This is a genomic window from Agromyces sp. GXQ0307 (assembly GCF_044769845.1).
Lineage (GTDB): Bacteria > Actinomycetota > Actinomycetes > Actinomycetales > Microbacteriaceae > Agromyces.
Window position 1 is genome coordinate 36,782 of the sequence record NZ_JBIZVY010000001.1, and the last position, 12,177, is coordinate 48,958.

Sequence of the window (12,177 nt, forward strand, 5' to 3'; positions counted from 1 at the left end):
GCCCCGCGGCGACCGAAGCCGCAGACGACGAGGGCGGATGCCGCGGGCTCACCCCGCGGCATCCGCCCTCGTTCTTCGCATCAGGCGGTCGCGACCGCGACCCCCTCGCGCACCGAGCGCGTCGCCTCGACGATGTTCGCGAGCGAGGCGACCGTCTCGTCGTAGCCGCGGGTCTTCAGGCCGCAGTCGGGGTTCACCCAGAGCCGGCCGGCGGGCACGCCGTCGACCGCGCGCTCGAGGAGCGAGCGCACCTCCTCGACGCTGGGCACGCGCGGCGAGTGGATGTCGTAGACGCCCGGGCCGACGCCGTGGTCGAAGCCGCTCGCGGCGAGGTCGCCGACGACCTCCATGCGGCTGCGCGCCGCCTCGATCGAGGTCACGTCGGCGTCGAGTTCGCGGATGGCGTCGATGACGACTCCGAACTCCGAGTAGCAGAGGTGCGTGTGCACCTGCGTGGCCGGTGCGGCCCCGCCCGTGGCGAGGCGGAACGATCCGACCGACCACTCGAGGTACGCCGGCTGGTCGGCGCGCTTCAACGGCAGCAGCTCCCGGAGGGCCGGCTCGTCGACCTGGATGATGCGGATGCCCGCAGCCTCGAGGTCGCCGATCTCGTCGCGGAGCGCGAGCGCGACCTGCCGCGCGGTGTCGCCGAGCGGCTGGTCGTCGCGCACGAACGACCACGCGAGGATCGTGACGGGCCCGGTGAGCATGCCCTTCACGGGCTTCTCCGAGAGCGACTGGGCGTATTCCGACCACTCGACCGTCATCGGCGCGGGCCGCGACACGTCGCCCCAGAGGATCGACGGACGCGTGCAGCGCGAGCCGTACGACTGCACCCAGCCGTGCTGCGTGACCGCGAACCCGTCGAGCAGCTCGGCGAAGTACTGCACCATGTCGTTTCGCTCGGGCTCGCCGTGCACGAGCACGTCGAGGCCGAGGTCCTCCTGCAGGCGGATGACGCGACCGATCTCCTCGCGCATGAGCTCGCGGTACGCGGCATCCGTCAGCTCGCCCTTCACGAGGCGTGCGCGAGCGCGCCGGATGTCCGCGGTCTGCGGGAACGAGCCGATCGTCGTCGTCGGCAGCGCGGGCAGTGCGAGGTCCTCCTGCGCGGCGACCCGGTCGTCGTAGGCGGCGCGCGCGAACGCGCTCGCGTCGAGCGCGGCGAGGCGGTCGCGCACCGCGGGCACGCGCACGCCGGGCGCCGCCTCACGGTCGGCGAGGGCCGCGGATGCCGCGTCGAGCTCGGTCGCGATCGCGTCGCGCCCGTCGGCGAGGCCGCGCGCGAGCGTCGCGACCTGCGCGACCTTCTGGTCGGCGAACGCGAGCCAGCTCACGAGCCGCGGGTCGAGTGCGGTCTCCTCCGTCACGTCGTGCGGAACGTGCAGGAGCGAGGTCGAGGTGGACACCGCGACGTCGCCCGACAGCGAGCGGAGCGCTTCGGCGTGCGCGAACGCGCGCTCGAGGTCGCCGCGCCAGATGTTGTGGCCGTCGACGACGCCGGCGACGAGCGTCTTCGCGGCGAGGGCCTCCTCCGTCACCGGGTCGAGCCCTGCGGGCAGCACGCCGCGGACGAGGTCGAGCCCGATCGCCTCGACGGGCGTCGCCGCGAGCGCCGGCAGGGCGTCGGCCAGGTCGCCGTAGGGCGCGGCGACGAAGATCGCCGGGCGTGCGTCGGAGGCACCGATCGCGTCGTAGGCGACCGCGACGGCCTCGAGCACGCGATCGCGCGGCTCGTCGAGGCTCTCGCTCACAAGGCCCGGTTCGTCGAGCTGCACCCACTCGGCGCCGGCCTCGGCGAGCTCGGCGAGGAGGGTGCGGTAGACCGGGACGAGGTCGACGAGGCGATCGAGCGGGCGGAAGCCCTCGGGTGCGCCATCCGCCGCCTTCGACAGCAGCAGGAAGGTGACCGGGCCGACGAGCACCGGACGCGTCACGAAGCCGGCCTCGCGCGCCTCGCGCACCTGCGCGACGAGCGCGTCGGCGTGCGCGGCGAACGCGGTGTCGGGGCCGATCTCGGGGACGAGGTAGTGGTAGTTCGAGTCGAACCACTTCGTCATCTCGAGCGGCGCATCGGCGCCCTCGCCGCGGGCGACGGTGAAGGTGCCCGCGAGGTCGAGCCGGCCGTCGGTGCCCCGCAGCCGCTCGAACCGGGTCGGGATCGCCCCGACCGCGATCGCGGCGTCGAGCACCTGGTCGTAGTACGAGAAGCTCTCGGGGATCGCCGAGTCGGTGCGGCCGAGGCCGAGCTCGGCGAGCCGCTCGCGCGTCGCGGCGCGGAGGCTGGCCGCGGTGCGCTCGAGCTCGTCGGCGTCGATCCGGCCGGCCCAGAACGCCTCGACGGCGTGCTTGAGCTCGCGGCGGCGCCCGATGCGCGGGTAGCCGAGGATCGTTCCGGTGGGAAAGGCGGGTGCGGTCATCGTTCTCTCGTGTTCCTCTCGGTGCCCGCGTGGGCGGGGGCGGTGGCGAGGCCGAGCCGGTCCAGGACGGCGAGGACGGCCTCGTGGCGGTTGAAGGTGTACAGGTGGAGGCCCGGGGCGTCGCCCGCGAGGACGGCGCCGGCGAGGTTCGCGGCGTGGTCGACGCCGAGCTCGAACTGCGCCTCGGCGTCGGGCTCGATCTCCAGGTCGATCGCGAGCTCGGCGGGAGCCGGCACCCCGGTGAGCTGCTCGAGCCGCGCGAGTCGCGCGGGGGTGGTGACGGGCATGATCCCCGGCAGGATCGGGATCGTCACCCCGCCCGCCCGGGCACGCTGCACGAACGACAGGTAGTCGTCGGCGTGCCAGAACAGCTGCGTGATCGCGAGGTTCGCGCCGGCGACTTCCTTCGCGAGCAGCACGTCGACGTCCTGGTTGGATCCCCGCGAACGCGGGTGCCCGCTGGGGAACGCCGCGACGGCGACACGCTCCGGCCGGGGACGCTCGCCGATGGCCGTGACGCCCGGCATGCCCGGGATGCGCGACTGCCCGAACGGCTCGCGCTCCTCCTGCACCCGGTGGATGAGCTGCACGAGCTCGGCGGCGCTGTGCAGGTCGCCGATCGCGTCCTCCGCGTCGACCGCACCCGCCGGCGGGTCGCCGCGGAGCGCCAGGAAGCTCGTGACGCCCGCATCGAGGAACTCGCGGACGAGTCGGTTCGCCTCGGCATGACTCGACCCGACGCAGGTGAGATGGGCCATCGGCTCGACGTTCGTGTGCTCGAGCATGTACCGGAGCACGGTCAGCGAGCGGTCCCGACTCGACCCGCCCGCACCGAACGTCACGGAGATGAACGCAGGATCGACCTCGGCGAGGCGGTCGATGGTACGTCCGAGCGCGATCGCCGCGGCATCCGTTCGCGGCGGGAACAGCTCGAACGAGATCGGCACGCGCGGCCGGGCGGCGTCGCCGTCGGGCTCGGTTCCGGTCATGTCGCTCCAGGTGGCGAGCAGTTCCGGGGTGGTCGAGTGCACGGCACGCCGCGCCCGACCGGCCGGAACGGCAGGTGGGTCTCGCGGGCGGGTGCCGGGCTCGGCGGTCGCTCCAGGCGGGCGGCATCCGGCCGCTCGCCACGATCAGGTGCGACGATACGCCCGGGTGACCGGATCCGCTCGCGGTGTTACGACGCGTGACCGGTGTGACGGCGAGTGACGTCGGCGGCGCGCCATCCGCACTGGCTGACCGATGTCGGCAGCACGCGACGAGCGGATGCTACGCCAGCGCCGAGGCGCGGAACTCCTCGAGCTGCGAGGCCTGCTCGGGCGAGGCGAGCGCGCGGATGCGCGTGCCGTCCTCCACGTACTCGGTCGAGAGCACGCGACCGGTCTCGTGCAGCACGGAGATGACGTCGCCGCGCTCGTACGGCACGAGCAGGTCGACCTCGACCGCGGGGTCGGGCAGCATGCGGCTGATGGCGGCGAGCACCTCGGCGACGCCTTCGCCCGTCCGAGCCGAGGCGAAGACGGCGTTCGGCTCGAGGCCCTGCAGCACCAGGCGATCCTCGGGCGTGACGAGATCGGCCTTGTTGAACACCACGAGTTCGGGGATGTCGCGGGCGCCGACCTCGCCGATGACGTCGCGCACGGTCGCGATCTGCTGGGCGGGGTCGGGGTGCGCGGCGTCGACGACGTGCACGATCAGGTCGGCGTCGCCGACCTCCTCCAGCGTCGAGCGGAACGCCTCGACGAGCTGGTGCGGGAGGTTCCGCACGAAGCCCACGGTGTCGGCGATCGTGTAGACCCGCCCGTCGGCAGTCGTGTTGCGGCGGACGGTCGCGTCGAGCGTCGCGAACAGCGCGTTCTCGACCAGCACGCCTGCACCGGTGATGCGGTTCAGCAGGCTCGACTTGCCCGCGTTCGTGTACCCGGCGATCGCCACCGACGGCACCGCGTTGCGCTTGCGGTTCGCGCGCTTGGCGTCGCGCGCGGGCTTCATGCCGGCGATCTGGCGGCGGAGCTTGGCCATGCGCGAGTGGATGCGCCGGCGGTCGAGTTCGATCTTCGTCTCACCGGGACCGCGCGAGCCCATGCCGGCGCCCGCGCCGCCCACCTGGCCACCGGCCTGGCGGGACATCGACTCGCCCCAACCGCGCAGGCGCGGAAGCAGGTACTCGAGCTGCGCGAGCTCGACCTGCGCCTTGCCCTCGCGGCTCTTCGCGTGCTGGCTGAAGATGTCGAGGATCACCGCGGTGCGGTCGATGACCTTGACCTTGACCGCGTCCTCGAGCGCACGGCGCTGGCTCGGAGCGAGCTCGGTGTCGGCGACCACGGTGTCCGCGCCGAGCGCGGCGACCACGTGCCGCAGCTCCTCGGTCTTGCCCCGGCCGAGGTAGGTCGACGGGTCGGGGTGCGGACGACGCTGGAGCACGCCGTCGAGCACGCGCGCTCCCGCGGTCTCGGCCAGTGCCGCGAGCTCGCGGAGCGAGTTCTCGGCGTCCTCCAGCGAGCCCTGCGGGTACACGCCGATGAGCACGACGTTCTCGAGCCGCAGCTGCCGGTACTCGACCTCGGTGACGTCCTCGAGCTCGGTCGAGAGCCCGCCGACGCGGCGCAGTGCCGCACGCGCCTCACGGTCGTACTGCTCGCCGTCGAAGCCGTCGTCGGCGGGGCCGGCGAGGCCGTCGCGCTGGATCGACGAGGCGTCGGAGGCCCCGAATCGGGACACTCCCGCTCGGGCGTCGGCGCTGCGGAGCACGCGCTCGACCGCGTCGTCGTGGGTCTCGGGTGCCGCGTCGTTCATTCCGTCCAGCCTACTTCCGTTCGCCTGCGATAGGTTTCCCGATATGCCGCAGGAGCACTACTTCTCGTCCAAGCCCGCCGATCGCTCGGCGCTCCGGACCGTCCGGGTGCGACTCGCCGGCCGCGACGTCGAGGTGCAGACCGCTGGCGGCGTCTTCAGCCCCGACCACGTCGACCTCGGCACTCGGGTCCTGCTCGACGAGGTCCCGGACGCGCCGGCGACGGGCCACCTGCTCGACCTCGGCGCCGGGTGGGGTCCGATCGCGCTCACGCTCGGCCTCGAGTCCCCTGACGCCACGGTCTGGGCGGTCGACGTGAACGAGCGGGCGCTCGACCTCGTCCGCCGCAACGCGCAGCGTCTCGGGCTCGTGAACGTCAACGCGGTCGACCCGTCGGATGTTCCCGACGAGGTCGGGTTCTCCGTCATCTGGTCGAACCCGCCCATCCGCATCGGCAAGGCCGAACTGCACGCGATGCTCCGGCAGTGGCTCCCCCGGCTCGAGGTCGGCGCGACCGCCTGGCTCGTCGTGCAGAAGAACCTCGGCGCCGACAGCCTCCAGCGCTGGCTCGCCGACGAGTTCGGCGACGGATGGCGGGTCGACCGCGCGAGCACGTCCAAGGGCTTCCGAGTCCTCACCGTGACGCGCGAGACCTGAGCCGGCCGGGGCCGACGAGCGGCCGCGCCGACGCGGCGAACGCAGATCGCGTCAGGGAAGGCTGAGGACGCCGTCGAAGACGAGCTCGCCCGGCCCGGTGAGCAGCACGTGCTCGCCGTCGGGCCGCTGCTCCATGCGGACGCCGAGCACGCCACCGGGGACCTGCACGACCCAGGTGTCCGGCGCCTGCTCTCCGGCCCAGTAGCGCACCGCGAGCGCCGCCGCGACCGCGCCGGTGCCGCACGAGAGCGTCTCGCCCGATCCGCGCTCGTGCACGCGCATCCGGATGCGACCGCGCCCGTTCTCCACGAGCGGCTCGGCGGGCACGACGAACTCGACGTTGGCGCCGGCCTGCGGCTCGGGATCGAGCATCGGGAGGTAGGCGAGATCGAGGCCGTCGAGCTCGTCGTCGTCGGCGAGCGCCACGACGACGTGCGGGTTGCCGACGTCGATGCCGAGTCCCGGTCGCGCGACGCCCAGGTTCTTGGCGCGCACGAGCGGCTCACCGCCGTCGAGGCGCCACACGCCGAGGTCGGCTTCGAACCCGGCACCGGTCACCCGAACCCGGCGGACTCCCGCCCGGGTGCCGATCGCGATCCAGTCGTCCCCGTCCGGCGCGACCAGACCTTGGTCGACGAGGTACCGCACGAAGACGCGGATGCCGTTGCCGCACATCTCGGACATGCTGCCGTCGGCGTTCCAGTAGTCCATGAACCAGGTCGCCTGCGGGTCCTCCGCGAGCGCCGCACCGCCGTCAGCGAGACGCTCGGAACGGACCGCGCGGATCAGGCCGTCGGCGCCGACGCCGAACCGACGGTCGCACACCGCGGCGATCTGCGTCGGCGAGAGTTCGTGCTCGCCCTCGGGGTCGCTGAACAGCACGAAGTCGTTGCCCGTGCCCTGGCCCTTGGTGAAGCGCAGATCGAACGCCATCGCACCAGTTTAGGGAGCGCGGCGCGCGTCAGACGCCGTCGGCTTGCCGCGCGACCTCGGCGGCGACGGCGTCCGGGTCGAGGGCGTCGACGACGGATGCCGCGGTGTACCGCTTGAACCACCCGACCTGCCGCCGGGCGTACGTCCGGGTCAGCGCCTGCGTCTCCGCGATCGCGTCGGCCTCCGGCATCCGCCCCTGCAGTTCTGCGAGGGCCTGTGCGTAGCCGATGGCCTTGCGGGCGGTGATTCCGCGCTCGAGGCCCGCAGGGACGAGCCCCCGGACCTCGTCGAGCAGACCGTCCGCCCACATGCCCGCGGCGCGGGCGTCGAGCCTCGGGACGAGTTCGGCGCGCTCGACCCTGAGGTGCACGATGCGGTGGGGCCGCCATGGCACGGGCTCGTCCGGCAGGCGTGCGGCCTTCGGCTCGCCGGTGAGCTCGATCACCTCGAGCGCGCGGACGATCCGGCGCCCGTTCTGCGGGTCGACGCTCGCGGCGGTCTCGGCATCGAGCTCGCGCAAGCGCCGGTGCATCAGGCCCGGCCCCACCTCCGCGAGCTCGGCCTCGAGTCGCGCGCGGATCGCGGCATCCGTGCCCGGGAAGCGCAGGTCGTGGATCACGCTCGAGACGTACAGCCCCGAGCCGCCCGTGAGGAGGGCGACGCCGCCGCGCGCGGCGATGTCGTCGACGACCTCGCGGGCCTCGGCCTGGTATGCGGCGACGGATGCCTCGTCGGTGACGTCGAGCACGTCGAGGAGGTGATGCGGCACGCCCTCGCGCTCGTCGAGCGGCAGCTTCGCGGTGCCGATGTCCATGCCGCGGTACAGCTGCATGGCGTCGGAGTTCACGACCTCGGCGACGCCGCCGCGCGCGGCGATCGCATGCGCGAGGTCGAGCGCGAAGCGCGACTTGCCGGTACCCGTGGCGCCGACGACCGCGATGAGGGTCACGTCAGCGCTGGCCGTCGGCGGGGTCGTAGATCGGCATCGTGCCGACGCCGGGGCTCGTGAGCGGCTCGCCGCCGACGCGCAGCGACGGCAGGCCGAGCGACACGCGACCTGCGGCGGATGCCGCGGCACCGGGCGCCGCGGGCACGCCGCAGCTCTCGGCCTGCGCGCGATCCCACGCATCGCCCGCGCGCGTGCGGCGGATGCGCAGCGGCGCGCCGTCGATCGAGTCAGCGAGCAGGTGGAACGGCGCCGCCTGGGTGATCTCGACGGAGACCACGTCGCCCGGGCGCGGCAGGTCGGACCCCTCCGGCACCTCGAAGTGCACGAGCCGGCTGTCCTCCGCGCGCCCGCTGAGGCGGTGCGTCTCCGCGTCCTTCTTGCCCTCGCCCGTGGAGACCAGCACCTCGACGGCCGTGCCGACGAGCTTCTGGTTCTCCTCCCACGAGATGCGCTCCTGCAGTGCGATGAGGCGCTCGTACCGTTCCTGCACGACCTCCTTCGGCACCTGGTCGGCCATGGTCGCGGCGGGCGTGCCCGGCCGGATGGAGTACTGGAAGGTGAACGCCGAGGCGAAGCGGGCGGCCTCGACGACGCGCAGCGTCTCCTGGAAGTCCTCCTCGGTCTCGCCGGGGAAGCCGACGATGATGTCGGTCGAGATCGCCGCGTTCGGGATCTTCGCTCGAACGCGATCGAGGATGCCGAGGAACTTCTCGGACCGGTACGAGCGCCGCATGGCCTTGAGGATGCGGTCGGAGCCCGACTGCAGGGGCATGTGCAGCTGCGGCATCACGTTCGGCGTCTCGGCCATCGCGTCGATGACGTCGTCGGTGAACGCCGCCGGGTGCGGGCTCGTGAAGCGGATGCGCTCGAGGCCGTCGATACCGCCGGCCGCGCGCAGCAGCTTGCCGAACGCCTGACGGTCGCCGAACTCGACCCCGTAGGAGTTCACGTTCTGCCCGAGCAGGGTCACCTCGACGGCGCCGTCGTCGACCAGCGCCTGCACCTCGGCGAGGATATCGCCGGGGCGGCGGTCCTTCTCCTTGCCGCGGAGCGCGGGCACGATGCAGAACGTGCACGTGTTGTTGCAGCCGACCGAGATCGACACCCACCCCGAGTGGGTGGAGTCGCGCTTGGTGGGCAGGGTCGAGGGGAACACCTCGAGCGCGTCGAGGATCTCGAGCTGCGCCTCGTCGTTGTGGCGGGCCCGCTCGAGCAGGCTCGGCAGCGAACCCATGTTGTGCGTGCCGAAGACGACGTCGACCCAGGGCGCCTTCTCGAGGATGACGTTCTTGTCCTTCTGTGCGAGGCAGCCGCCGACGGCGATCTGCATGCCCGCGTGGCGGCGCTTGACGCCGGCCAGGTGACCGAGGTTGCCGTACAGCTTGTTATCGGCGTTCTCGCGCACCGCGCACGTGTTGATCACCACGACGTCGGGCTCGACGCCGTCTGCCGGAACGTAGCCGGCCGCCTCGAGCGAGCCGCTGAGCCGCTCGGAATCGTGCACGTTCATCTGGCACCCGAAGGTGCGAACCTCGTAGGTGCGGGGCGCGTCCGAATCTGCGGCGACGGGCTCCGCGGCCGCGGGCATCGCCTCGTGAATGGTGCTCATGATCGCACCAGTCTACGATCCGTCACTCGGCGTCGTCGCCGTCGAGTGCGGCGACCACCGCGCGACGGACGAGCTCGCTGCCGTACCCGCGTCGCATCAGGAAGGCGGACAGGCGGCGTTCGGCGACCTGCCGATCGAGTCCGGTGAGCTGCCGTGCGCGACGCTCCGCGATCAGGAGCGCGTGCTCGAACTCGACGTCGGGATCGAGGGTGTCGACAGCCTCGCGCGCGAGCTCGTCGTCGATCCCGCGACGACCGAGCTCGTGCAGGAGTGCGCCGCTCCCCCGGCCGCGACGCACGCCGTGGCTGTGCACGAGCTGCTCGGCGAGTCGCCGGTCGTCGAGGTAGCCGAGCCGCGCGTACCGTTCGATCCATTCCTCGACCTCGACCTCGTCGAGGCCGTGCTCGACCAGCGTGGCCCTCACCTCGGACACGGACAGCGACGAGCGACGCAACCGGGAGACGATCAGGCGGTCGATGCGGTCGTCGCGCTCGGGGCCGGTCTCGGACTCATCCGGATCCGCCGATCGGACCCTGTCGGTCGCGACGCCACGGCCGCCCGTGCTGCGGCGCTGCGGGAACGACCGCGCCGTGTCGGATCGCGCGGCGCCTCGATCGTGCCGGGTGCTCGATTCCGCCGGCGGTTCCGCGTCGCCCGACGCCATGGACTCCCCCCGACGGATGGCACCGTCGGATCGCTCCGACGGCGCCACCCACGGCAGGTAGGTGACCGGCGCGAGTCGCTCGTTCCGCTGATCGGTCATCGGAACCGCCGACTCAGGCGCCCTTGCGCTTCGCCGCGATCGACTCGACGTTGGACGGCGCCGAGGCCGCGGGCGCTGCCCCGGTCTGGCCGATGCCGAGCTTCGCAAGGATCTTCTTCTCGATGTCGGCGGCGATGTCGGGGTTCTGGATGAGGAAGTTGCGGGCGTTCTCCTTGCCCTGCCCGAGCTGGTCGCCGTCGTAGGTGTACCAGGCTCCGGACTTCTTCACGATGCCCTGGTCGACGCCGTAGTCGATGAGGCTGCCCTCGCGCGAGATGCCCACCCCGTAGAGGATGTCGAACTCGGCCTGCTTGAAGGGCGGAGCCATCTTGTTCTTCACGACCTTCACACGCGTGCGGTTGCCGACGGCGTCGGAGCCGTCCTTCAGGGTCTCGATGCGACGGATGTCGAGGCGCACCGACGCGTAGAACTTCAGCGCCTTGCCGCCGGCGGTCGTCTCGGGGCTGCCGAAGAACACGCCGATCTTCTCGCGGAGCTGGTTGATGAAGATCGCCGTCGTCTTGGTCTGGTTGAGGCCACCGGTGAGCTTTCGCAGCGCCTGCGACATGAGACGCGCCTGGAGGCCGACATGCGAGTCGCCCATCTCTCCCTCGATCTCGGCGCGCGGCACGAGCGCGGCCACGGAGTCGATGACGACGAGGTCGATCGAACCCGAGCGGATCAGCATGTCGGCGATCTCGAGCGCCTGCTCACCCGTGTCGGGCTGCGACACGAGCAGCGAGTCGATGTCGACGCCGAGCTTCTTCGCGTAGTCGGGGTCGAGCGCGTGCTCGGCGTCGATGAACGCCGCGATGCCGCCCGCGCGCTGCACGTTGGCGATCGCGTGGAGGGTCAGGGTCGTCTTGCCGGAGGACTCCGGCCCGTAGATCTCGATGATACGGCCGCGCGGGAGACCGCCGACGCCGAGCGCCACGTCGAGTGCGATGGAACCGGTGGGGATGATCTCGACCGGCGCGCGCTCCTCACTGCCGAGGCGCATCACCGACCCCTTGCCGAACTGGCGGTCGATCTGGGCGAGTGCGGTCTCGAGGGCCTTCTCGCGGTCTGCGGGTGATGGCATCGGTGCTCCTTCGTGGTGGTGACGGCTGCCTCTAGGCTGTCGTTCCGCGTGCCGGGCCGTGACCCGGCACGTCTCGCGACAAGGCGTTTGCGGTGTGTTCCGACGCCTCCGACCGTACGGCCGGCCACCGACATCCGTCGCCCGAAGACGTCGGCTGTGGATGGACGCGTCATCCCTCCTGCTGTTGAGGAGCCTAGCCGAGCGTCCGAACGGATGTTCGATGCGCGAACCGGCGTGTCGAACACGCCTTCGGGCGGAGTCCGATCGCCGCCCGCCGTTCAGCGGGCCTGCCGCTCCCCCGGATCGGGCCGGCCGACACCGTGCCGGCGCTCCTCCGGGACATCCGTCGCCGCGCACAGCGCGAACCAGACGTCGCGCGGCGCGATGCCGGCCGCGAGCGCCTCGCGCGCCGTCCGGTTGCCGAGCTCGACGAGCACGAGGTCGTTGACGACGACATCGCCGTACCCAGGGCCGAACTCCTGCTCGACCGCGAGGGCGAACTCACTGCGCTTCACGCACGAACCTCCGGACATGCGAACGGCCGGTCCGAAGACCGGCCGCCGCAACGAATCGATGTCAGCGGACCATCATGTCCGCGTCGAACTCCGCCACCAGCTCGTCGGGGAGGCTGTCGGGTACCGCCGGGGTGTTGAGCCCCTCGAGCACCGCGATGCGGTCGCCGACCTCGTGCATGATCACGGAGATGGGAGTGTCGAGCGCGTCCGCGACGGACGCGAGGATCTCGCTCGAGGCCTCCTTCTGGCCGCGCTCCACCTCGCTGAGGTAACCGAGCGCGACGCTCGCCTTGCTGGCGACCTGGCGGAGGGTCCGGCCCTTCTGCAGGCGGAAGTCCCTCAGCACGTCGCCGATCTCCTGTCGAACCAGAACCATCGGAACCTCCCTCGTCTCACCTTGCGACCCGACCGGGGCCGGTACGGGGAGGTCAGTCTAGCGCCTCTTCCCGCTCACCG

The 12,177-nt window shown here is 72.1% G+C and carries 11 protein-coding genes; 1 reads left to right on the plus strand and 10 read right to left on the minus strand.

What is annotated here, in order from left to right; genetic code table 11:
* Nucleotides 1–80: 80 nt before the first annotated feature.
* The 3 genes from metE to hflX all read right to left on the minus strand — a co-directional run bounded on the left by metE (nt 81) and on the right by hflX (nt 5,216).
* Nucleotides 81–2,420, minus strand: a complete 2,340-nt coding sequence (gene metE / locus ACIQH8_RS00180; protein WP_400993316.1) for a 5-methyltetrahydropteroyltriglutamate--homocysteine S-methyltransferase — start codon at nt 2,418–2,420, stop codon at nt 81–83.
* Complete coding sequence (locus tag ACIQH8_RS00185; RefSeq protein WP_400993319.1) at nt 2,417–3,451, minus strand: methylenetetrahydrofolate reductase; 1,035 nt, start codon at nt 3,449–3,451, stop codon at nt 2,417–2,419. Before ACIQH8_RS00185 ends, metE begins: the two co-directional genes overlap by 4 nt.
* Before the next feature lie 238 nt (nt 3,452–3,689).
* Nucleotides 3,690–5,216, minus strand: a complete 1,527-nt coding sequence (gene hflX, locus ACIQH8_RS00190; RefSeq protein WP_400993322.1) for a GTPase HflX — start codon at nt 5,214–5,216, stop codon at nt 3,690–3,692.
* A 43-nt stretch (nt 5,217–5,259) separates the two neighbouring features.
* Here hflX and ACIQH8_RS00195 point away from each other — a divergent pair, with 43 nt between their 5' ends.
* Entirely contained in the window at nt 5,260–5,871 is a 612-nt protein-coding gene (locus ACIQH8_RS00195) for a class I SAM-dependent methyltransferase (protein WP_400993325.1), read from the plus strand.
* A 51-nt stretch (nt 5,872–5,922) separates the two neighbouring features.
* Here the strand turns inward: ACIQH8_RS00195 and dapF are convergent, their stop codons facing one another.
* The 7 genes from dapF to ACIQH8_RS00230 all read right to left on the minus strand — a co-directional run bounded on the left by dapF (nt 5,923) and on the right by ACIQH8_RS00230 (nt 12,097).
* Nucleotides 5,923–6,804, minus strand: coding sequence for a diaminopimelate epimerase (gene dapF / locus ACIQH8_RS00200; RefSeq protein WP_400993327.1), 882 nt, complete (start codon nt 6,802–6,804; stop codon nt 5,923–5,925).
* Between the two features lie 28 nt (nt 6,805–6,832).
* A complete protein-coding gene (gene miaA, locus ACIQH8_RS00205; RefSeq protein ID WP_400993330.1) occupies nt 6,833–7,753 on the minus strand; it encodes a tRNA (adenosine(37)-N6)-dimethylallyltransferase MiaA in 921 nt (306 codons plus the stop codon).
* A 1-nt stretch (nt 7,754) separates the two neighbouring features.
* Entirely contained in the window at nt 7,755–9,341 is a 1,587-nt protein-coding gene (gene miaB, locus ACIQH8_RS00210; RefSeq protein ID WP_400995637.1) for a tRNA (N6-isopentenyl adenosine(37)-C2)-methylthiotransferase MiaB, read from the minus strand.
* A 43-nt stretch (nt 9,342–9,384) separates the two neighbouring features.
* Nucleotides 9,385–10,125: a regulatory protein RecX gene (locus tag ACIQH8_RS00215; RefSeq protein WP_400993332.1), complete on the minus strand. Its 741-nt coding sequence runs from the start codon at nt 10,123–10,125 to the stop codon at nt 9,385–9,387.
* A 13-nt stretch (nt 10,126–10,138) separates the two neighbouring features.
* The gene (gene recA / locus ACIQH8_RS00220; RefSeq protein ID WP_400993335.1) at nt 10,139–11,206 is read right to left on the minus strand and encodes a recombinase RecA; all 1,068 of its coding nucleotides are present in this window, start codon (nt 11,204–11,206) and stop codon (nt 10,139–10,141) included.
* A 278-nt stretch (nt 11,207–11,484) separates the two neighbouring features.
* The gene (locus tag ACIQH8_RS00225) at nt 11,485–11,721 is read right to left on the minus strand and encodes a DUF3046 domain-containing protein (protein WP_400993337.1); all 237 of its coding nucleotides are present in this window, start codon (nt 11,719–11,721) and stop codon (nt 11,485–11,487) included.
* A 61-nt stretch (nt 11,722–11,782) separates the two neighbouring features.
* A complete protein-coding gene (locus tag ACIQH8_RS00230) occupies nt 11,783–12,097 on the minus strand; it encodes a helix-turn-helix domain-containing protein (protein ID WP_155050770.1) in 315 nt (104 codons plus the stop codon).
* Between the last annotated feature and the right edge of the window lie 80 nt (nt 12,098–12,177).

Bases quoted from the DNA above. Each gene is read 5' to 3' on its own strand.
- metE (WP_400993316.1), bottom strand. From the start codon at position 2,420: ATGACCGCACCCGCCTTTCCCACCGGAACGATCCTCGGCTACCCGCGC.
- ACIQH8_RS00215 (WP_400993332.1), bottom strand. From the start codon at position 10,125: ATGACCGATCAGCGGAACGAGCGACTCGCGCCGGTCACCTACCTGCCG.
- miaB (WP_400995637.1), bottom strand. From the start codon at position 9,341: ATGCCCGCGGCCGCGGAGCCCGTCGCCGCAGATTCGGACGCGCCCCGC.
- ACIQH8_RS00230 (WP_155050770.1), bottom strand. From the start codon at position 12,097: ATGGTTCTGGTTCGACAGGAGATCGGCGACGTGCTGAGGGACTTCCGC.
- ACIQH8_RS00195 (WP_400993325.1), top strand. From the start codon at position 5,260: ATGCCGCAGGAGCACTACTTCTCGTCCAAGCCCGCCGATCGCTCGGCG.
- hflX (WP_400993322.1), bottom strand. From the start codon at position 5,216: ATGAACGACGCGGCACCCGAGACCCACGACGACGCGGTCGAGCGCGTG.
- recA (WP_400993335.1), bottom strand. From the start codon at position 11,206: ATGCCATCACCCGCAGACCGCGAGAAGGCCCTCGAGACCGCACTCGCC.
- dapF (WP_400993327.1), bottom strand. From the start codon at position 6,804: ATGGCGTTCGATCTGCGCTTCACCAAGGGCCAGGGCACGGGCAACGAC.